Origin of the sequence: Rhodopirellula sp. MGV (assembly GCF_002251265.1) — a bacterium.
In the GTDB taxonomy this organism is placed as follows: Bacteria; Planctomycetota; Planctomycetia; order Pirellulales; family Pirellulaceae; genus Stieleria; species Stieleria baltica_A.
The window spans coordinates 27290-52350 of sequence record NZ_NPDI01000007.1 but is presented as its reverse complement, the minus strand read 5'-3'; the positions used below and the strand labels follow the sequence as shown (position 1 = coordinate 52350).

General features: G+C 55.3%; 2 protein-coding genes (1 of these 2 cut by a window edge). Both read left to right on the top strand.

The genetic code is table 11. The features are described 5' to 3' along the window. The first annotated feature begins 173 nt into the window (after positions 1–173). Complete coding sequence (locus tag CGZ80_RS03600; protein WP_094411450.1) at positions 174–13340, top strand: CARDB domain-containing protein; 13167 nt, start codon at positions 174–176, stop codon at positions 13338–13340. After that, positions 13291–25061 carry the 5' end (the start) of a putative Ig domain-containing protein gene (locus CGZ80_RS03595; protein WP_143543723.1) on the top strand. The gene runs 12406 nt beyond the window's last position, so 11771 of the gene's 24177 nt are visible here — the first part of the coding sequence; it begins with the start codon at positions 13291–13293; the stop codon falls past the right edge of the window. Before CGZ80_RS03600 ends, CGZ80_RS03595 begins: the two co-directional genes overlap by 50 nt.

The following is a 25061-nucleotide window of genomic DNA, read 5'->3' as shown; positions in this document are numbered from 1 at the left end:
GAATCCCGCAAATGACCTGCGAAAATCTGTACAGGCAGGTGAATTGGACACTCGCGAAAGGGGCATTCTAGGTAACCTTAGGTGATCGCTAGTTCCCTCTCTGGCGCTGGGGCTGTGTTGGAGAGGATGTCTGGCTCGCTGTGAAATGATTTCCTCTATTAATTGCTGCATCGATGAGCAATCAACGCGACTGGAAGTGGCCGTTTCGTCAATTAACACCCGCCCCGAAGCAGCGGCTGAAACGCCGAAAGCGACGGTCGCGCGCCGAGCAATTGGAAGCTCGCCGACTGCTCGCGCGGGAGGTGTCAGGCACACTTGCTGCCGATGAAGTTTGGTCGGGAACGGTACACGTGACCGGCGACGTTTCGGTACCCAGCGGCGCGACGCTGCAAATCGAACCAGGCACCGTCGTAAAGTTCGCTCCCGCGCGGCAATTGTTTTCCGATGGTACTGTCGAAGCGATCGGATCGGCGCTTTCACCCATCGTGTTCACATCTGCATTGGACGATAGCGTTGGTGAAGACCTGACTGGGACGACCGAGGGGGTGCCGTACGCTGGGGCTTGGGAATCGATTGCCATCGGTGGCCCGAACAACCGCTTCGAAAATGTCGAGATCCGCTACGCAGGCGACAATAACGGCGACGGCATAGGGACCGGTAGCGTGCCGGCGTTGCAACTCAATTTCACCGGTACCGAGGCAAGTCAACAGACGACGCTCAGCAATGTCTCGCTAAGCAACAATCGAAGCACGGCGATCGACGTCGCATCTGGAAAGCCGACGTTGATTGATGTTGCGGTCACTGATTCAGGTGGCGCGTTTTACTTTCGCAAAGATGCCGCGCCGACAGTCAGCGGTTTGACCGCGACAGGGAACACCTCTGGCGACAAAATCTTGATTCAGCCTGGAACGCTGACTGAAAACCGTTCTTGGGACTATGGCGATCTGCCGATCGAACTGACGTCCGGCAACATGGTGATCGGTCAAGACAACGAGTCCAACCCGGCAACGCTGACCATTGCACCCGGCACCGTCGTCAAATTTTCAAACGCTGCGGAGTTGATCGCGGATACCGGACGACTTTCAGCGATCGGTACCGTCACTGAGCCCATTGTGTTCACCGCCAATTCTGACGATTCGGTCGGTGGAGACTCGAATGCCAATGGTAGCGCGACAACACCGTATCCAGGGTTCTGGGAAAGCATCTCGCTCAATAGCACGAACAACGTTTTAGAGAACGTTCAAATTCGTTATGCCGGTGACTACAACGGCGATGGAGTTGGTGTGGGGGCGACGCCAGCGGTTGCGATCAACAGCACGAGTCTGCTGCCAAGCGAACAGAACCGCTTGGAGAATGTCACGGTTACCGATGTGTTTTCGACCGGCGTCAAAGTCAACGCGGGCGCGCCAATCCTGCGTGATGTCACCGTCAACGATTCCTTCAACGTACCGTATCACTTTGCGTTGATCGCCGATCCGCAAGTGTTGCGGATCAATGGCAGTGGCAATCAAGCCGGTGACCGAATCGTGATCGACGGTGGCGTCCTGAAGTCCGATCGTAATTGGGCCTATGGTGCATTGCCGATTGACGTCGCGGGGGATTTGGCGGTCGGGCCCGATGCCAATGAAGACCCGGTCGACTTAACGATCGCCGCCGGTTCCGTCATCAAAATGCGTAGTGGCGCTTTGATTACCACGACTTCTGGGACGATCCAGGCGGTCGGTTCAGAGTCACTGCCGATCGTGTTCACTTCACTTACTGATGACGCCATCGCGGGTGATTCAAACGGGGATGGCGACGCAACCGCACCGTATCCAGGGCGCTGGGAAGGCTTTGATTTAAAAACTGGAAACAACCGGTTGGAGCATGTCAACATTCGCTATGCCGGTGACTACAACGGTGACGGAGTTGGCGTCGGTGCCGTCCCGGTGATCAACGTCAATTTTGATAGTCGTGATCCGCTCCTGCAAAACGAATTGCGGCACATCAACATCACCCGTGCGTATTCCAACGGTGTGAACGTAGTCAGTGGCGCGCCAGTCCTGGACTCGATCCATGTTCACGACTCGTACGGAATCCCGTTCCGCTTCTTTGCGAACGCTGCGCCGCAAACCAATGATTTAACCGGAATTGGGAACCTGGGTGGCAACCGAATTCAGATCGACGGCGGAACGTTGCAGGAAGATCGCACATGGGACTATGGCGTCTTGCCAGTGTTTCTTTCCGGCGATTTGGCGATCGAAAGCGATGCCAATGGAATTCCGGCTGTCTTGACGATTGCACCTGACACGATCGTCAAGATGGACTACGGGCATGCGATCTACGCGACGACCGGAACGTTGCATGCGGTCGGAACACCTTCCGAACCGATCGTATTCACAGCATTTACAGACGACCAATATGGCGGAGACAGCAATGGCGACGCTGCGTCCAGCGCCGCGTATCCGGGCTACTGGGAAGGGCTTGTACTGACCGGACCGAACAACCGGTTGGTTAACGTCGAGCTTCACTATGCTGGCGACTACAACGGCGATGGTGTCGGTGTCGGTGGAGTGCCGGCGATCGCTGTCAACTATGTCGGCGGTATAGCAAGTGAGCAAGCACAACTGACTTCGGTAAAGATCGCCAAGTCTTACGAAAACGGAATTGATGTTTATGCCGGTCGACCGACCCTGCAAAACCTTTACGTTGAAGACGGCTACGGAGTTCCTTATTACTTCAACCTGATTGCCGATCCGAACACGTCTGGGCTGACTGCAAAAGGAAATCTGGCTGGCGACCGAATCGAGATACAATCAGGTGCGCTCGAGACGAATCGGACTTGGGATTACGGCTCGCTGCCGATCCACATCACTTCGGGTGATCTCACCGTCACGAAGCCAAGCGGTGGCGACGATGTCACGCTTGATATCGCTGCTGGCACGGTCGTTAAATTGCTTCCGGGATATCGGATCAATGCGACCGACGGAACATTGGTCGCAATCGGAACACCAAGTAATCCTGTTGTGTTTACGGCAGCGACAGACGACAGCGCCGGTGGAGACAGCAACGGTGACGGCACCGACAGTCAGCCGTATCCGGGCTATTGGGAGTCGCTGCGTCTGCAAGGCCCTGGGAATGTCCTCGAAAACGTTGAAGTCCGCTATGCCGGTGACAACAACGGCGACGGCGTAGGCACTGGTGCAACAGGCTCGATCGAACTCGTTCACACCGGCACGGAGCCAGAAACACAAACTCGCCTGACCAACGTGAAGATAACCAACGGATATTCTCGCGGCATTGAAGTCTTTTCAGGTGCACCAACGCTGCAGAATGTTCACGCCGAAGACAATTATGGAGCGGCCTACTACTTCCACCTTGACGCCGATCCGAATGTCAGCCAACTGACTGCAAGCGGGAATTTGGGCGGCGATCGGATTTGGATTCCTGCTGGCGTGCTGAGTTCGGATCGGAGCTGGGATTATGGAGATCTACCGATCCATATCGTTGGCGGCGATCTGCGCGTCGGCACAGCATCGACCGACAGTCCTGCGAACCTAACGATTGCGGCCGGGACCGTCGTTAAGTTCGACAACGGATACATTCTGGATATTGAACGAGGGACGCTCCAAGCGATTGGCACACCCCAGTTGCCGATCGTTTTTACCGCGGCTGCTGACGATACCGTTGGCGGCGACGCGACCGGGAACGGCAATAGCGCTATCTATCCAGGCTATTGGGAAGGCCTGGTCATTAGCGATCCAGGAAGCGATCTATCGAACGTGCACGTGCGATTTGCAGGTGACAATAACGGCGACGGAGTCGGTACTGGCGATTCATACGCGATTCGCGCCGAAGCCGATCTGACGCTCACGGACATTGTGATCGACCAGTCGTATGGAGCCGGACTTGGGGTTGTGAATGGTGCCAATGTCGAAATGTTAGGCGGTCGTATCGACACCGCGACGACTTCGGGAAATGGGCATGGTGGCATCGAAGTTGTCAGCGGAAGTTTGACCGCTTCGGGAATCGTGGTCGTTGGCAACAACGGTGTGAACGATTCTGGCATCTACATCGCCAACGGTCAGTCCGCGTCGGTGACGAACAGCTTTTTCGACGGTAACACGTTCGCGGTTCGTAACGCTGGCAATGATCCTGATTTGGCCAATTTCGAAAACAATTGGTGGGGAAGCCCTCTCGGTCCCAACGATCCGTCCAGTGCAGATGGAACGAGTAATGACAATCCCGATGGTGAAAATGTATCGGACTACGTCAATTACTCAAACTTCCTGACCAGCCCGCCAGCAATCTCGGTCGGACCACAAGTCAGCTACGTCGTCCGCGACGGCGTGACAAGCGAGCTACCACATCACCAATACAAAGCGGAGAACACCGCGACGGATCAGTGGGGAACTCGTAACGGTACACTAGCTGGCAATACTAGCTATGCAGCCGGCCACGATACCGGTTCGGCGTTCGCGTTCGATGGCGACGGCGATTACGTCGATCTTGGTGCCTGGGCACCGGCGTCCGATTGGACGTTGGCTGCATGGGTGTATCCGACCATCGTCACCACGGACCAGCATCACAACATCGTTGGCGGTAACGACGAAGGACGAGACTGGTCGATCGGAATCGAAGCGGGAAACTATGTCGCTCGCTACAAAAACGGGGCGATGCTGGATAGCGGAATCGCTGCGTCAACGGACGTTTGGACTCATGTCGCTGCGACTTTGGCAGGGACGACGCTCTCGATCTACATCGATGGCCAACTGAAAAACAGCGTCGATGTCGGTACCGCCTATGTCCCGACATCTCGCCGCATACGGATCGCCAGTTCGAATTACAACAACGGCAACTTCTTCACCGGCAAGATTGATGAAGTGTCCGTGATTGAACGGAGCGTCTCCGCAACGGAGATCCTTTCTCTGCGTGACAGCGGGACGCTTGACCCATTCGTGCCCAAAGCCAAGCTGAACGTTGTCTTTGATCGACCGATCGATTTCAGTTCGTTTCAACCTGAAGATGTCTCGGTCACTGGACCGATGGCATTGTCGGTTCAGAAGGTCGACCGGCTGAATGACCGAAGCGTCGTATTAACGTTTAGCAATGATTTTTTGCTCGAAGGTTCATACACCGTCTCCATCGGTCCGAACGTGGTCGGAACCGTCGGCACGGCGATGGATCAAGATGCAGACGGGATTGCTGGCGAAGCGCAAGATGACGTCTTTTTCGTGGTGTTGGGGGTTGATAAGACCGGGCCACGTGTCATTTCGCAAACGCCTTCGGGAACCAGTTCCGAAGTTTTGTCGAGCATCGAAATCACGTTTGACGAAGCGATCGATCCGGCTTCACTGACAACGGACTCAATCCGAATCTATCCGCCTGAAATCGTGGCGGCTCGCGACGCGCACGAACCTAGCGACATCCAGCCCGGTTTCAGCGTTCGTGCGGTGAAAGCGAAAAACTCGTTCTCAACGCTCGCCGCGGCAGTCAAGTTGCTTGATTCTGGTTTATTGGATCTGCAGACCGTAATCGAGCAACAAGGGCAACTGAATACCGGAACGACGGTTGGCAATTTCACTGACAACTTGCCGCTCTTGATCGAAGGCAGCTACTTCGCGGTCGATGCAATCGCAACGATTTCGATTCCTACCGCTGGCGAATGGACGTTCGCGATCGGCTCCGACGACGGATACCGTCTCGAAATCGGTGACTTCTCAACGGAGTATGCGTCGACGCGAGGATTCCAAACCGATCTGGTGACGTTCACTTTTCCGGAAGCTGGCGACTACCCGCTTCGAATGGTTTATTTCCAGGGGTCAGGTGGTAGTGCATTGGAGCTGTCTGCAGCCCCAGGTGTAAAAGCCGCCTTTGACGCTGACTTCAAACTGATCGGCGATACCGTGAATGACGGTTTGGCCGTTCGGTCCGCTGCGCATTTGCCACGCCAAGCGATCACCATCAACGCCGTGAAGACGCTTGACGCGACGAATACTCGATTCCGACTTGATTTCTCGGCGCAGCCTCAAAACGGCGTGTACGAGTTAGAGATTGATCCGAAAGTAAAAGATGTCCAAGGAAACTTGTTGGATCAAGATGCTGACGGGCTCAGCGGCGAGGCGGTTGAGGATCGCTACACCAATCGCATCAGCGTGACACGTGACCCCCTTCGCGTGGTCAGCCAAACCCCGACAGGCACGATCAATTCGGCTTTGACCGAGTTCGATATCACGTTTAACGTCGCGATCGATCCTGACAGTTTCGCGACAAGTGACGCGAGAATCACCGGTCCCGGCGGGGAGGTCACTGTCACCGACATCGTGCGAATTTCTCCGACTGTCTTCCGAGTAATCGTTGAACGGACGACGCAAGACGGCGTGTACCAATTTGCCATCGGGCCAGACATCACGGACCTTGCCGGCAACCGAATGGATTCCGACGGCGATGCCGTCGAAGGTGAACTTGATGACCGGTATTTTGGTAGTTTGGAAATCGCTGGCGGCGGACCTTATGTCACCAATTTCTCGCCGATGAATACCGTTGGGCCGGGACTGTCGACTGCCCAGATCACGTTCAGCGAACCGGTGAACTTGAGCAGCTTTACGGCTGCCGATTTGCGTTTGGTCGGTCCTTCCGGCCAAATCCCGGTGACAAACATCACCGCAGTTGGAAGCCGTACTTATGAAGTCAGCTTCGCTGCACAATCAGAAAACGGCAACTACACAATCGAAGTCGGCCCCAACATCGAAGACCTCGGTGGGCTGCCGATGGACCAGGATCGTGACGGGATTACCGGCGAAGCAGGCCAAGACGCTTATTCCGACTTCTTTGCAATCGATTCGGTCGGTCCAAAGTTGGCAAGCTTCGTTCCGGATTTCGTCAACAAGCCGTACGACTATATCGATTACACGTTTGACGAGCCGATCAATCCGGCGACGTTTACGCCGCAAGACATTACGCTCGTCGGTCCCAACGGCGCGATCCCGATCAGTCAAATCATCATGATGTCGTCGACGGAGTTCCGTGTCTCGTTCGCGAAACAAACGGCGCTCGGCGCTTACTCGTTTACGCTGGGGCCGCTGATCAACGATGTCGTCGGAAACTTAATGGATCAAGACGGCGATGGTATTGGCGCGGAGCCTAGTGAAGATCAAGCGCGCGGGATTTTGCGGTTGGATGCGCCGGACCTTGTCATCACGCCGAACAACATTCCGACAACGGCATTCAACGGCGAACTGATTTCCGTCAACTACACCGTCTCGAACACGGGTGCTTCGGACGCGCTGAACCCTTGGTCAGACCGATTGGTGCTGTCCACAAACGCGGTCTATGGCGATAGCGACGACATCATTATTCGTACCTTAAACCGACAAGTCGACTTGCTTGTTGACGGATCCTACGATGCAACCATCGAGTTCGAAACTCCGTTTATCGAATCGGGTGAGTACACGCTGTTCGTTATGGTTGATCGGGCCGAACAGGTGTTTGAAGAGGACGAGTCGAACAACTTGCTGACAAGTCCTTTGACGATCGAGGCAGCGGCGCCACCGGCCGACTTGATCGTCGATGCGATCAGTATTCCGGCGCTTGCTTACCGAGGTGCGACCGTCGATGTCACTTGGCGTGTGCGCAATGACGGATCGGCAACCACGGCCGTGAGTTCTTGGGTTGATCGCGTCTATTTGAGTAGCGACCAGAATCGCGGGAACGATATTTTACTGGGCAGCGTTACCCACAACGGTGCCCTAGAGTCAGACGCTTCCTATACCACGACCCGATCGGTTTTGATCCCTAGCTATGTGACACTTTCAGACTGGTACGTCTTGGTCGAAGCGGACTCAACCAATGTGGTCTACGAACCGACGGTCGAAAACAACAACGTTTCGTCAAGTGTGAACCTGCTGTCGGTTCAGGAAAAGCCACTTCCGGATCTGATCATTCAAGCGATCACGCTACAGCCAGGCGTAACGCCGACCAGCGGAGAATCATTGTTGGTCAGCTGGGAAGATTTCAATCAAGGAGACGCGACAGCTTCATCGACTTGGATCGATCGCGTTTATCTGTCCAGCGATGATGCGTTTTCGAATGATGATCAATTACTCGGCGAGGCCATTGCCACAGCAGATCTCGCGGTTGACGCCAGTGTCGCGCGGCAAATCAGTCTTACTCTCCCGGACGGAATCTCTGGTTCATGGAATCTGATTGTTGTCCCGGACGCTGCCAATCAAGTGGCGGAAGGGGATGGTGAAGTCATCGGGACCGCTTCAGCCGTGATCGAGGTTACAGGGTTCCCGTATGCAGACTTAACGGTGACGGAGGTGACTGCCCCAGAACTGTTGATCGGTGATCCGGTGGATTTGACAGTCAGCTGGACGGTCGAAAACGTCGGTGCCGGTCCGGGGCGAACTGATTCCTGGACGGATCGCGTTTACCTTTCAACCGACGATATTTTCGGTGATGCGGACGACCGTTTGATTGGCGAGTTCCAGCACGATGGTGCCGTACCCGCAGGACAAAGTTACTCCCGTACCGAAATCATTGCTCTTGCCGCTCGGACGACCGGTCGGTTCACACTGTATGTGCAAACCGATGCCACGGACGCCGTCTACGAGCTTGAAAATGATGCGTCAAATATCGGAACACCAAACCATCCGGTTGATGTCGCGACCAGCACTTACAGCGACTTGTTTGTCAGTGATGTTACCGTCAACACGCAAACACAGCCTACTTCGGGGCAACCGCTAGAGGTGAATTGGTCCGTTGGAAATCGCGGGATCGCGACCACCAATCGTGATACCTGGACCGACTACGTCTACGTTTCAAAGAAAGATGACGGGACTGATTTACGGCTGATCGGCAGCAGCACACATGGTGGCGCGTTGGCCGTGGGGGCTTCCTACACCCGAACTGAATCGTTCGAACTGCCACGCGATTTGGACGGCGACTACTACGTCTACGTGCGAACGGGAGGGCCGTACGAATTTTTGTATGGCGGTTATGACGATCAAGGCGGCAACCAAGCGCGTAGCGGACAATTCGATGTCACTTACGTGCCACCGACCGCGAACCTGATCATTCAAAACAACGAAGTCATCATCCCCAATGCGCCGGAAGGATTCTTCGATGGGAGCCAGATTGAAATCAGTTGGGTGGTGGAAAATGACGCGCTTGATGGCAACGGTGCGACCGAAGGCGGTTGGGTTGATCGCGTCTACTTAAAATCGACAGACAATTCGGCGATCAGCTATCTGCTCGGAACGTTTGACTTTACCGACTCACTTGGTCCAGGCAATTCGATCCGTCGCACCGAACTGGTGACGCTGCCAAGAGCGACAGGGCAGTTCAAAGTTTATGTCGAGACAGACTATCGCAATCAAGTGATCGAGGCGGTCGAGACTGACAATACGGGTGTGTCGGATGCTTTGCTTTTGAATTACCGTCCTCGCCCGGATCTGCAGGTAACGGTCGATAGTCAATACGGCGGTATGGTCACCGCAGGAACCTCAATCGACGTTCAGTTCACGGTTCGCAATGCCGGGACCGCAGATACACCTTCCGGTGGTAGTCGATGGACCGATCGCGTTTGGCTTTCGTCATCCTCCAGCAGTACCTCTGGCGCGATCCTATTGGGCGAATTTCAGAACGGGTCCGCTTTGGCGTTCGCCGGTTCGCCCAATGGTGGTGCGACCGAGTACACGACGACGGGATCGTTTCTGATACCAAGAGCGATTTCTGGAAATTGGTTTGTCTTGGTTGAAACCGACGCCAAAGGCAATGTTGACGAGTTTCCGAATGATGGAAACAACCGTGATTCATCCGCAGTTGCGATCGATGCCAATCCGGTTCCTCCGCCAGATCTGGTCGCTGATTTCGTCAGCGGACCTGCCGACACGTTCGACAACAGTTCTTTCACGGTTCGCTACAAAGTCACCAACCGCGGCACAGGCGTAACGGACCCAGGTTCTTGGACCGATCAAATCTGGTTGACATTAGGAACAGATGGTCCAAAGCCAGGACGTGGTGACCGTCAAATTGGTACGTTCCGTCACACCGGGGTTCTTGATGTCGGTGAGTCGTATGAAGCGACCACTAATGTAAGCGTCCCCAAGGGCCTGACCGGGCAGTACTTCTTGACCGTTTATGCGGACGGCTACCGAAGCGTCTACGAAGTCGCCTTCGCCGAGAATACTAATCCTGACGCACCGAATGATCTCGAGGGCAACAATTACACAAGCACTCCGATCAATGTCCTGCTAACGCCTCCGTCTGACCTACGTGTACGCACGGTTGATGTGTTGAGCACTGATCCACTGGTCGGTGGGCAACCGGTCTCGCTTTCGTGGACAGTCGACAACATCGGGCCCACCGCGACCGATCGTGAAAACTGGGCGGACGCTGTGTATGTCTCGGATGACCCAGTGTTCGATTCCGGCGATCAGCTGGTCTTCGCTTTGCCGCATTCCGGGCGACTCCAGACGGGCGAAGAATACTCGCAGGAAGCCGAGTTTACGTTGCCGCCTTCGGCCAAGGGACAATACTTGCTGGTTCGGACCAATGTTGATCCGCGAGTCGCGCTCACCGAAGAAGAAAAGTTCCTTCAGGAAGTCGCTGCGGTATTGAAACGCGTCGAAGCTGCCACCGGTAAACCGATAGGTGAAACGCAAATCGGTGACATCAAGAAGTTTTCTCGATCCGAGCTTGTCGCGATCTTGGCCGGCCCAAGCAATACCCTGGTACAAGTCTACGAGGGGCCGTTCACCGACAACAACGTCGGTTCTGCTGCGGCAGCGATCACCGACGGGATCGCCGATTTGACGGTGCAATCCGTATCCGCATCACCTACTAGTTTTTCGGGTGAGCCGATTCAGGTGAACTGGACGGTCCGCAATACCGGCAACTTGGCGACCTACGCGGAAACACGCAGCCTGACGCAATTCGTCTTTTTGTCTCAAGACCCCGTCTTTGACCACACACGCGCTTCACTCGTTGCGACCAAAACCAAGGTACTCGACGGACCACTCGACGTCGGTTCGACGTACAACGACAACGTCACGGTTCTGTCGCCGCCCGGAAGTAGCGGCAAATGGTACGCACATGTCTTTGTAAACATTTCGGTTCGCCGAGGTGTGCCCAACCTGTCAGCCTTTGGAAAAGACAGTTTTCCGAGTTGGCCGACGTACTTCGAATCGCGTGTTTGGGAAGGAGGCCAAAAACAAAATAACTTCGGAACGTCCAATGAGATCGCGGTTCAGTATGCCGAACCCAATTTGACGATCTCGAATTTGTCGGCGGTGCCCACTGATCCGAACAGCGGATCGTTGATGGATGTTTCGTTCACCGTCACCAACAACGGGACGCGTCAGACACGTCAGTCGAAATGGCCCGATCGAGTTTACCTTTCGACGGACACGTCCTCGGACGCTTATGACATTTGGTTGGGCGAAGCATTCCGTGAAGGCGCACTGGCGATTGGCGAAAGCTATGACGTGCAGTTACAAGTCCGTTTGCCGTACAACATCGGTGGGCAGTTCTATGTCATCGCCGAAACGGACGCAATTTTTCGGAATCAAACCTACTTCCGTCCGCTGCCGTACCCGATCGCCGAAGGCAACATTCGGCTTCAAGGAATCACCGATGTCGTCGAAGAGTTCAACGACGAGGGCGACAATCAAGCGATCACCCCTTTAGACATTCAATACGTCGAAGCTCCTGATTTGGTGGTCGACACGGTCGACTTTGTCAGCCAATCGTCACCACCGGTGAATGTGATCGGAGTTGGAAACGACATCCATTTCAGCTATTCAATCAGCAACGATGGCGGTGCGGTGCCTGATTCGCAGACGCCATTCTTTGATCGCGTCTATCTGTCGCGAGATCGGTTCCTGGATCCGTCGAGCGACCACTATATCGCACAGATCCGACGCGATTCTCCGTTGTCGGCCGGAGAAACCGTCACTGTGTCGACCTCGGCACGTATGCCTCGTGGAATCACCGGTGACTATTTCATTATCGTCCAGACAGATATCCCACAATCGGCCCGGCCAGACGGCGAAGTGATCGAGAGTGATGAAACCAATAATATCACGGTGTCGAACAGTGCGATTCTGATTGTCGAACCGCCTCCGTCCGACTTGCAAGTAATCAGTATCATCGCGCCGACCTCCGCGAATGTAGGCGACGTCGCCAGCGTTTCATGGACTGTCGAAAATCGCGGCAATGCGAAGACGCAGGCCCGCGTTGCTGATGCGGCGTACTTGTCGGCCGACAATGTGTGGGACATTGGCGACCAGTTGCTTGGACGTGTCGAGTCACCAGGCGTTCGGACGTTGCAACCGGGAGAGCAATACACGTCGACGCTGGATTTTGAAGTGCCAGCTGTGTTGCCGGATGGTTACCGAATCATCGTTCGAACAGACATTTTTGATGATGTCGTCGAAGGCGAAAACAATCGGAACAATAACTTGACGTCGGCGGATGTCGTTGACGTCACCATACCGGTGTTGCGACTGGATGTGCCGCTTGGTGACAAACTCGCACAGGGTGTCAGCCGACTGTTTCAGTTTGACGCGTCTCCGGGACAAACGATCGAAATCAGTCTCGACAGTTTAGACGATGTCGGATCACACGAGCTTTATGTCGCTTACGAGCGATTGCCTTCGCCGTTCGATTATGACGCCGCGTACGAAGGGTACTTGAACGCGGATCAAACGTTGGTGATCCCGGAAACGTTGGGCGGACGGTACTTCCTGCTTGCCCAAGCGGGAGTGCGCATCGATACCGAAGATGGTGACTATGATCCTCGATTGCGAAGTGAATACGACGTCGATTTAACCGCAACGCGGCTACCGTTCGGGATCACCGGAGTCTCGCCCGACTCTGGCGGTGATGATCGATACGTCACGATCACCGTTGATGGCGCCGAGTTCCCCGAGCAAGCGGCGATTCGATTGGTCCGGCCCAGCCTTGCCGAATTTGCGCCGGTCAGCGTGAACCGAGTTGACGCGACAAAAATGATCGCGGTCTTTGATCTGCGTGGCGCACCACAGGGTTTATACGATGTCGAAGTGCTGCATCCCGACGGACGTGTTGCCATCGACCCGTACCGGTTCCAAGTCGAGTCCGCTGATGTATTGGCCTCGAACGTCGGGGTTGGCGGTCCCAGTCAAATCGATCTGGGGGCAACAGGAGCTTACGGTTTCGCGATCGAAAACCTCGCCAACGTCGACACGCCCTACACGGTGTTTGAATTCGCATTTCCGAACATCGAGAACAAGGTACCAGACCTCGTTCCAGGTCCGGCGATTGCCCGTGCAGACGGGGCTGCGCGGCGACGCGACAACGATCGCGCCATTGTTTGACTCGATCAGTACCTTTGATTCGTCGGCAATTGCCCCAGAATTGAATCTCGACGGCAAGCTGACCGTGCGCGGTGTTGCCATCGACCTGCCAAACCAAGGTGTCACCGAAATCGGATCAGCGGTAACGATCTATCCGGGCTTACGAGAGAAGCTGGAATCTGACCCCGACTTTTTACGGAACCTCAGTCCGTTTGAACTCGATGATCTAGCCTTCGATTTCTATGTCGCCGCTGCCGCGACACCGATGAGCTCGGCCGAGTACATCGAGTACCAACGGACGGAAGCGGAAACGCTGCGCACGACGATCATCGACCTGGACATCGAAAATCTTCCAGACATTGAAGGGACAACTGAAGCTGTCACCCAATTCAGGATCAATTCCCTGTCGGCACTCCAAGCGTTTGCCTCTGACGCGGACGCTTTCTTCAGTCTCTATCTCGATGCACTCACCGACCAAGGGCTGTTGCGACCGGAAGATCGTCCACCAACGGCTGACGGGAAAGCGGAAAACATCAACGCATTCTTCTCCGTCATTGGCGGATTGCTTGGAAGCGAAACAGGACGAGGGATCATCGATGATGCAAACATCGGTCCGGCGACCGCCGCCAGCAACATGGAGTGGTTCATCGAACAGCTGCGGGCTTTGCATGGGCACACACCCGATGCGAATTCGGGTGGGGCTGTACCGGACTTTGAAGCATTCGATCTTGGTTTGGGTAATCCGACGTCCTTCGTCACATTTGAGCTCCGTGCCGGCCCACCGCCGTTGATTGAATCTGGCGAAGTTGCTGATGAGATTGCATTCAATTTGGAGGGGCTCGGCGAATCCGTTGGTAGCGACGTTCAGTTGACAGGACCGACTGGGTTTGGACGAGATAATTTTGTACCGATCGCGACGCCGTTGCCATACACGGCAAAAGCGACCTATGACGTCGATGCTGTCGATGCGGCGCGGGAAATCCGTGTGCTGATTCCGCTGGACGACACCTTGGACGAACGAAGTTTCCAGTTGGCCGACATCAAACTTGGTGATCTGCAGATTCCGCTACCCGCTGGCCGTCCCAACTTCGTCGGCGAATTCGATTTCACCGATACCGAAGGCTACGTCTTGCAAGTCACGGCAGGAGTTGATGCGACGACACGTGTCGCGTCGTACTTGTTACGTGCGGTTGACGGTCGTGACGGACTACCACCCGTTGATCCGGCGATCGGTTTGTTACAACCAGGACAGACATTGACTGTCGGTTTCTGGGCGTCAGCAAACAATGTCGAAGCCGCAGGTTCGAGTGACCAACTGGCGACCGGTGACTTGATCGAGATGACCGCGCGTTGGCTGATCGATGACGACGCTCCGATCGACAGCACCACACAGACGGCGGTGCTTGATGCGGTTGCGCCTACCAGTACGGTCAGTGTCTTGCCGTTGGGCGGAAATCGTTACGAAGTCCAGTGGTCATCCGCCGATGACCAAGGCGGAAGCGGGATTGCCACGTACTCGCTGTTGGTTTCATTGGACGGTGGCACACGCTATCGGTCTGTGTTGTATCGAACGGATGAGACATCGTTCGTCTACAAAGCGGAAGAGGGGCAATCGCCGCTGTTTTTGGTTCGGGCAATTGATAATGCCGGTAACATCGAACCGGTACCAAACGGCGTTCGCGTCCCGCGATTGGTTCCAGAAATCAACCTCGGTTCGGCTCCCAGTGTGACGATTGCTCCCACGGTTACGCTGCCACAAGCGACGCCGGAGCCGACAACCGTCGCGGATCGCCTGTTCGATGAAATCGCGTTCGGCATCCCTTCGAAAACGAGCGCCGCAAAGCCGAGTCGATTCAATCGTGTGATTCGGCCACTCGCAGCTGAGAGCTTTACTACGATTCCTGGCAATAGCGGTGCTGACATCGGCGCACTGGCAATGGCGGTCGGGCCCGATGGATCGATTTACCTTTCTGGCGGCGCCGGTCGGAACGAACTGTTCAAAATCCCGGCCGGGCTCGATCCTGCGACCGCTCAGTATCGATTGACCGCGTTACCGAGTACCTCGCCAATTTACGATGTGGTGTTTGATGCATCCGGGCAACTTTGGGCGTCCACAGGCGGCCAAGGTCTGCTGCAACTGGATCCAAACACAGGTGCCGTGCTCGATCGCATCGGAGCCGGCATCGCATTGGGCTTGGCTGCCATTCCCGGGCAGACCGAAATCTATGTTTCTACGACTTCGGGAATCAGTCGATTCAATACATCGACTCGAAAGTTGATCCCTTTCAGCGATGTTCGTGCCGATTCGCTGGCCGTCACGCGCGACGGAGTGTTGTACGGAACCGCTTGGCCCAACGGTGGTCAGATCTTGCGATTCGATTTCCGTGGACGAGCGGAAACGGTGGTACAGATCGAAGGTCGCGCCGAATCGCTCGCCATTGGGCCCGTCGGCTCGCTGTATGAAGACGCGTTGATTGTCGGTCATGAATCAAAGGGCTCGATTTCAATCGTTGACCCGCTTTCACTTCGACAGACTGTGATTGCGACCGGTGGCAGTGGCCGAGTCGAAGAAATTCAGCCCATCAGTGGAGGACGCTTCCTGGCAACGCAAGGCCAGCAAGTTGATGTGTTCTTTACCGTTGCCGCGCCTCGCGTGATCGAGACTCGAATCAAAGACGGCGCCAACCAAGCGGAACTTGTTTTTGATGTGGGACTCCTGCAATCGAACAACGATCCCGCTGCCGGGAACCAACGTTCGAACTATTCGCTCAAGAACCGTGACACCGGTGAAACCGTGAACATCGGCGCCGTCGCATACGATGCCCAGTCACGCAGTGCAAGTTTACTTTTCGAAACCTTGTCACCGGCGGAGTACGAGTTAACGGTTGCGGCACAGGTCGAGAGTGAGCAAGGGATTGCGATCGGCGGAAACGGATACACCACGACGTTCCGCGTCTTTGAAGACGTGTCGATCTCTACTTCGCTGGCTTATTCCAATACACGTTTGAACCGCGCTGATGGCACATTGTTGTTCGACGTTGTGGTCAGCAACACCGCTGATTTTGACATCGCCGGTCCGATCAACGTGATGTTCGACCAACTGGGTGATAGTTCGGTTGTCTTCTTTGGCAACGATGGCGCCCCCGCAGATGCGAATGGCTATCAGATTTTGGCTGATGGAGAGGTCTTACAGGCTCACGGTACGTCGTCGCCGCAAACGATCACCATCGCAAATCCAAACCTTGTTGATCTAAACTTTCAGCCACGTATTCTGGCGACGTTGCCACCGAATCAGCTGCCTTTGTTCAGCACGTCTCCATCGCAATTTGCCTCGATCGATACCGCGTATGGCTACGATGCCGAGGCTGACGATCCGGACGGCGCGACCGTTTCGTACGTCCTCGCCAACGCTCCGGCGGGTGCGAGTGTCAATGCGGCGACCGGACAGATCACTTGGACGCCCGGAAAGGATGCCGCGACAAACGTTGACTTCGAATTACGGGCCTATGATGCCCGCGGAGCCTACAAGCGTCAGACTTGGACCGTCGATGTCAGCGGCGCAAATCGAGCTCCCATTGTCGCTCCGATCGGCGACGTCTTCGCTACCGAAGGCGATTTGATCGAGATCCCTGTTAGCGCTTTTGATCCGGATGGCGACGACCTATTTTATTTTGCCGATCGATTGCCACCCGGTGCGGTCTTTGACTGGTACAGCCAAATGCTTCGTTGGCGTCCCGACGGCAGTGCCGCCGGCGTGTATGAAGACGTCACATTGATTGCCAGCGATGGCTTTGTCGAATCCAGTGTGTCGTTCGAGATCGTGATTGCGGCGAATAATGTCGCGCCGAGGTTGCAACCAATTGCTTCGCGAACGATCAACGAAGGAGACGAACTGACGATCCGATTGTTGGGTGAAGACGAAGATGGTGACAACCTGCGTTATCAATCGTCGAATCTGCCACCGGGATCCTACCTCGATCCGAATACGGGGATTTTCGAATGGACACCGGGCTTTGACCAACATGGTGTCTATGACTTGAAGTTTTCCGTCGATGATGGTGATGCCCGCACCGAACAAACGGCGCACATTGTTGTGAACAACGTCAATGGTCAGGTTCGTTTCTCGACAATCGACCCGACTGAGATTTTTGAAGGGCAAACCTTCAATCTTCGCGTGGCTGCGTTTGATCCCGAGTTCCCCGTGGCGCCGACCAGTCCAACCACGACTGGGGACGATTTCTACGTCGATTTTGAAACGCTGCTCCCGAATTTGACTTACCAAGTGTCAGGTCTGCCCAGTGGTGCGACGTTTGACGACGACCGTCAGCTGTTGACTTGGACGCCTGGTTTCAATGATTCGGGGCAGTATGACATCACTTTCACGGCAACCGACGATGGTGATGGCACTGGTACATCGACAAGTGACACGGTCGTCGTTTCGATCAATGTCGCGGATGCGAATTTCGCACCTCAAATCGAATCCATTTCCGCAACGACTCTAGCGGTCCGGGAAACGCTCGATATTCCGATCGTTGCGACCGATTTCGAAGGATCCGCATTGAAATTGGACGTTCGTTTCGGCGAATCAACGGTGCTTCCCGATTTCGCGACGTTCACAGATTTTGGTGACGGGACCGGCACGCTTTCACTTTCGCCGCTGCCTGGCAATCGTGATGATCTATTAGTGACGGTGATCGCAACGGAGCTGGATGGGCCATCTCCGCTGCAATCGCAATCTCAGTTCACATTGCAAATCACGAGCGAGAACGAGCCTCCTCGATTTAAGCCGTTGTATGACAGCGTCGTTCTCGTTGATACAACGTTCAGTCTGGATTTGGTTCTCAGCGATGATGATCAGGATGCGCTAACGGTTGTCGCAAGTGGTCTACCATCGGGAAGTCAACTGATCGACACCGGGGTGTATGGACGGCGCAAATTCACTTGGTCACCAACCGAAACCGATATCGGTACCTACACCCTGACTTTCACCGCGACAGATTCAGGGAATGGCGATGCTGCCAACCAATTGACGGACACCCGTACGATTACGTTGACTGTTCGGAACAGCAACATTCGCCCGACTCTTGATCCAATCGGCGAACAAACCGTCGCGGAAGGGCAAACGCTATCATTCACCGCGGCCGCTGCAGATTCCGATGGTGATACCGTTTCGTTTACGGCGGGACTGATCAGCGGCGGTGTGGCAGCTAGTCTGCCGTCAGGTGCGTCATTTGACGGGACAACAGGAACCTTCAACTGGACGCCAAACGCGACACAATCAGGGACCTATCGAATACGCTTGACGGCTACTGACGGTGCCGGATCGCGCAGTGAAGACGTCTTCATCACGGTTACCAACACGAATGTTGCACCTGTCTTCAGCAAGCTGCCGAGGCTTTACACGCGCGAAGGCGACCAACTGATTTTCTCAGTCAATGCGGGCGACGCGGATGGTGAATCTCTCGTCTTTGACTTTGATGGCGTCGCACCAAATGGTTTTAAGTTTGATCCGCTTTCAAGAACTGTGATTTGGGACGTGGACTACAGTTCTGCCGGTGATTTTGTCCTTCCGTTTAAAGTGACCGATCCGAGCGGTGCCAGCGATGCGTTGAATGTCGACGTGCGCGTCCTTTCGACCAATCGTTCACCGTCGTTGACCTTGCCAAGTTTTCGGCAAGCAGAAATCGGCCAATTGCTGGAAATTCCCGTCCTCGCCAGTGATCCTGATGGCGACATGGTAACGATTTCCGCAAGCGATCTTCCCGCCGGTGCAACGCTTGACGCCGATCATGTGATTCGCTGGACCGCGGCAAGTTTTCAAGCTGGTACCTACACCGTCCGTGTCACGGCAACCGATGGCGACCTCGCCATCGAGCGACCGATCACAATTGTCGCCTCGGTTGAGCCGTCTGGACCGAAGCTACGCATTGTTACCACGCCAAGTTTCCCAGCATCACCAGGCCAACCGATCACGATCGAACCGATCGCCGACAGCGATGTTGAACTGGCAAACGCAACACTTTCGATTGACGGTCAAATCATCGTTCTCGATGAACTAGGACGCGGCACATTCGTTTCCGTCCAACCAGGACGTTTCGAAATTACCGCAACTGTCACGGATGCCGAAGGACGCACGACAACGACGAAGTCGCCTCTGTATGTGCGGGATCCGGCTGATTTCACTGCACCACGAATTGAGGTCTTACAGCTCGCCCCACCGATCTTTACCGAATCGAGAGACTTGATCGTCAACATTTCGGATGCGGGACTTGCCGAGTACAAAGTCGAACTAATCCCAAGGGGCGGTAATGGTGCCGTGCTGATCTCCGAGGGGACGACCAGCATTACGGAAAACATCGCGATCGATCCGAGCTTGTTTGCCAACGGATTTTATACCCTCCACATCACTGCCAGTGACTTTGGCGGGCTCGAGTCTGAGTACAACCATGAGATCGAAATCAATTCGGTCTCAAAGTCTGGCGCATTGCTGGAAGTCGCGGTCGATATGACAGTCTCGCTGGCGGGTATCGCGGTTCCAATCTCGCGAGTACACGACTCGCTGACGATGACAAACGCGGCTTCGGAATTCGGTAACAAGTGGGCCTTTCCGCTGTTCAACCCGCAATTGTCGTTGGATGTTGGCAACAACGATTCGGGGCAATTCCCCGCAATGACGGATCAGGGGCGGGTGTATTTGACATTGCCAACAGGCGAACGCGTCGCCTTTCGCTTTGAACCGTCCAGCCAAGCGATCGGCTCTGTGGAAGCCTTTGTCCCTGGTTGGACGTCAGACACATCGGCACAGTGGGAACTCGAATCGCCCCGCGCCAACCTTCGTCGAGCGGGCAATTCGTACTACGAAATCGGTAGTGGGCTTCCATACAATCCCGGTCTCGTTGCGGTTGGTGAAACCGCGTTTACGCTGATTTCACCATCCGGTCAGCGACACACGTTCGAGCGCACACAATCGGGGTACAAGCTCCACAGTATTCAAGCGGCAGCAAGCGAAGTCTTCTTGCGTGTGACCGATAGTGCTTTGATTGCCCCGTCGGGCGAGCGTTTGACGATCATCCGGAATTCAGAAGGACAGATCAGCGAGTTGGTCGGCCCAAGCGGCGAACATGTCGTTTATCGATATGACGACGTAGGCCGTTTATCAAACGTCGTTGACTTGGGTAATTCAGGGCGAACGTTCTATGGCTATGACGCGGAACATCGACTGCGGACCATTGCCGTTTCGGGCGCAGCGGGAACCTCGTTTAGCTACGACGACACCGGTGTGAATGTCTCGCCCTTGCAGCCGCATCTTGGCGGCACAGTAGAACTACTGGCTGCACCAATCATCGGAACCCATCAACAGTCGCCATCGAATTACTCCTTCACCATCACACAAGGCGAACTCAATTCGAGTCCGTCCGGGACGATCACCCTTGGAATTGATGTTGATCATGGGACGGGCGCGATCAATGGTCTCGTTGCCGGAACAGAAGTCGCGGAAGGCGATCGCAGCGTTAACACCTTTACGATCGAAACGGCTGGAACGTATCAACTTTCGATCTCTGGGGCGACTGGCGAAGACTTTACCGCAGTCATTTACCTTGCAGGCGACGTGAATGCGGATGGGCAACTTGATGCGACAGATAGCAGTTTGCTTGATGCCGCGTTGGGTTCAGATTTTGGGGACCCCGAATACGTTGTGCAGGCCGATGCCGATCGCGATGGGACGGTCGACGAGCTGGATCTTGCGGCGTTTCGTTCACAATTCGGTCTACAAATCAATCAAGCTCCTGTTTATGAATCCGGCGAGCCACTGCTTGTGCGAACAGGATCACAGTTCGTCGTCTCTGCGACGGAAGGCTGGGCAGATCCGGAAGGCGAAGCGTTTTGGGCGACGGTTGATTCAGCAACCAACAGTACGGTGCGTGCATTAGGCGGTGGCCTTGTTCTGGTGAGCCCGAGCATTTCGCAAGGAGACATCTCGCTGACCTTGGTCGCAGATGATGGCGTCTTGCAATCCGCAGAATTCAACCGCAGCATCGAAGTGCTGTCGGGTGGATACGAATCGCTCGAACTGAGTCAATTAGATCCGTCCGTGCGTCTGGGGCAAACGATCAAGATCGGCGTGTTCGGGATCCTAGCCGATGGAACGAAAGAAAGGCTTTCCGCGAACGATATCGAATTCGAATCGCTCACCCCTGACCTTTTCCAAGTCACAGACCTTGGATTCGTGGTCGGATCAAATATTGGCAATGGCGCATTGGCAGTCAGCGCATTTGGGCTCTCGACAGCGACAGCGATCAACGTCGGTGGTGCGGCTCGAGAATTTGTTGACGTCTATCCCGGCAGCTACGTTTTGCGTCCGGGCGAACAACGTCCGTTTGTGGTGCGCCAGCGACTTGAACAGAATGTCGTCGATGTCACGGCCGATGCGGAGACGTATTATGTGATCGAAGACCCGTCGGTCGTTGCAATCGATGCGAATGGTGTCTTGACGGCACTGACCGTTGGCACGACGGCAGTCACCGTCGTTCGAGGCGGTAAGACATACCAAACCGAATTCCAAATCGCCGAGGCGAAGAGCGATACGATCGTTGGACCCGAAGGTGGTCTGATTGCTAGTGACGATGGCATTCTGGTTGGAATTCCGATGGGCGCACTGGACAGTACGATTGACATCAGTATTGGCGCCGCAACCGAAACCGATCTGCCGTTCGCCCTCCCGCCCGGATTCAGTTTTGCGGGTGGCGCAGAGCTTTTGGGGATCCCCAACCAAGCGGATTATCCGCTGCAGGTGTCGATCCCAGCCGGTCCGGGTTTGTCCGCTGGGGATGTGACGTATCTGTTCCGTGAAGTCGAGGTGCTTCGCGAAGGAACTGACCCGCTGACGACATGGATGATCGTGGATGTGATGCGCGTCGGCGATGACGGCCAGATGCATACGACCAGTCCGCCAAACGTTGGCGTGTCCGGAAGAATCCTTGACGGCAACAATAGCCTGTTCAAGTTCAGTCCGTCGGGAATGATGTTCGCCGCGAGCCCTGGATTGTTCACCGCTCTTGGCGCGATGTCGGATTTGAGCACGCGGATTTCGACAGCAGGTGACGCACAGTTTGGTGATGCAGTCGTCAGCATGGATGCGGCAATCGACGACGCAACCGATGGTTCGAGCAAGTTCTATGCTGCCAATGATGCGCTGGGAACTTTCCTGGTCCCAGCAATTTACTCCATCGATTATGTCTTGACCCAATACAAGACCACGCCTTCTGGATTGGTTGAGACTGCGAACCAAAACGTCAGTATCCAGTCCGGCACGATTCCGAACATTGTGTTGCCTTCGGTGCCGCGTTCGCAAACCCGCAGTACCCCACCCACTGTAATCGGCGCCGAATTGATTCCGCCGTCAAACGGCGGATCCTTCGTTGTGAAATTGGAAGGATCGGAATTCGTGATGGCAAATCCGTACAAGGGTGTGCCGCAACTCGACGGATCGACGCTTGGTTCGAAGGTCGAGGATCTCTATGTCACGATCGAAATCGGCGCCCGCGATACGTTCAACACCGACGGCACGCCACTGATCTTGGGTGGCAAGGACATTCGGATTCCGGGTGACAAGCTGACGTTGGACGGTGATTTCTTGAGCTTTGAAGTCCCTGTCGGAGCTCAAGTCGCTGGGACGATCATTACAGTCACTCGACCAATGGATTTGCCGGTTGACAATGAATTCGGACGCCAGGAACTGACCAGCAATCCTGTCCAGCTCCTGGCCGACCAACGCTACGCGATGGTTGCCTCGGGGGCCGACGGAGCCGTCTTGATCTATGACATTTGTGCAACACTGACTGACGGAGAGTTCGACCTTGCTTGTACCGTCACCGATCCAGACGGTGACACGAAGCTTAACCCATTTACCCGTGCGTCGATCAATCTTGTGAATGGACAAGCGACGTCCACGTTGACGCCGCGAAAGACCACCGCAAGCCCCGATGGGGCGCGTTTCTATGTGACGATCGACCAAGGCATGGTCGCGGTAGTAGACACCGTCGCACTTCAGCAAATCGACACCATCCCGGATGATGACGAAAAGCCTGAAACATTGGGCGTCAACACCATCAAGTTGCCTGAAGGCGCCAAGGCGTTCGATTTGGCGTTTGCCCCATCAGGTCGACGCCTCTATGTCTCGGATTACCGCTCGGCGAGCGTCTATGTGATCGACACCGATCCGTACTCGTCAACTTACCACCAGACGATCCAAACGGTCGCATTCCCGCGAACAATCTCGGGCGTCGGAACCGTTGGCGTGATTGGATTGCGTGGCTTGGCGGTTGATAGCGAAGGTAATCGACTGTTTGTTGCGGCACCAAAACAAGACTTGTTCAACGTTCGTGGCGGAACCGAAGGCGTCGTGCTGTCGGTACCGCTTCGCGACGAAGACGGCAACTTTTTATCGGAGTTGACATTTGATCCCGGCAACGACGAACAAGCAGTAACGGTTGTCGGCCCTGGGCCTTATGAACTATCAGCGACTGACGATGCGGGCGTCATGCTTGTCACCGACCGGGTTGCCGATTCGTTCGGATTGACCGTGATTCGAAAACAGGACGAAGGACCATGGCAATATGAAACTGTTAACTTTGAAAGTTATGGTGCGATCCCACGTTTGGTCGAAGGCCGTGGCACTCAGGTCCACGGCGTCAGCAATGCACAAGGTGTGCAGTACATTCCGGCCAATACGTTTGAAGCACAGATCGGAAAGCACCCCGCGTATGCGGTCGTCTCTGCATATCGTCAGTTTGTCCAAGGCGATCCGAAGCACGATCCGGGGCTTGGACCTTTCTTTGCATACAACGCCTCCCAAACAGACGCGTCAGGTCAGACACAGTTTGAGTTGATCGCGGCGGGTGGAACGATCGGCTTCATTCGCAATCCCCTCGGTAATTTCGATGATCCGCTGACCAGGCCTCGATTGGTGGCCGCGACGACGCCGATCGTCAATGGATTTACCGATGACATCGCCGTCTCGCTGCAAAGCGGAATGGTGCTCGCCCCACAGCAGGCACAGGACATCGTCACCGGTTACGACCTCAGTTCGATGATCGCTTTGATCGAATCGGAAGCGACTGGCGAATCGGTGCCCTCCTGGAGCCAGATCGGTGAAGATCCGGCGGCGGATGGACCATTGTCAAGATTGCTGCGCGGTCCACTCTCGACGCTGCCGATTGACCGAGTCGATCCCAAGCTTGCGGACGCGGCAGACTTTCGATTCCATACGATTGATCTCGGTGGCGACTTTGCACTGGCCTACGGCGTGCCCAATGTGGGGCCCGATGGAGAATCACCTAACAAGTATGCGCCGCTTCCAGGTGGAAATTTACCACGCGGGATTTCTGTGCAACCGGCAGCGTCGGGAACATTGCTGGGACTCGCGCCGACACCGTACAACCAGACGCCGTCGATGCTGGGATTCCCGTCCCGGCCTTTAGAAGTCGAAGCGGGTGTGAACGCGATGGTGGAGGTTCACTCGGGGGCGGTTCAGCGAAGCGTCCCGTTGGTGACCTATCGCAGTCTCGAAACAGACCGCGGATTGGTACTGCACTATGACTCGTTGCGGGCCGACCCGCGTCCGATTCACCACCTGAATCTGACGTCGCTCGACAAAGTCACTTACGACACGGCCAACGATCGCCTTGCCTATCAAGTGACCGCCATAGGCCCCGATGGGAAGCGATACAGCTCCGACGGTAT

Excerpts from the sequence above, each read along its gene's own strand:
- CGZ80_RS03600 (WP_094411450.1), top strand. The coding sequence starts at position 174 with ATGAGCAATCAACGCGACTGGAAGTGGCCGTTTCGTCAATTAACACCC.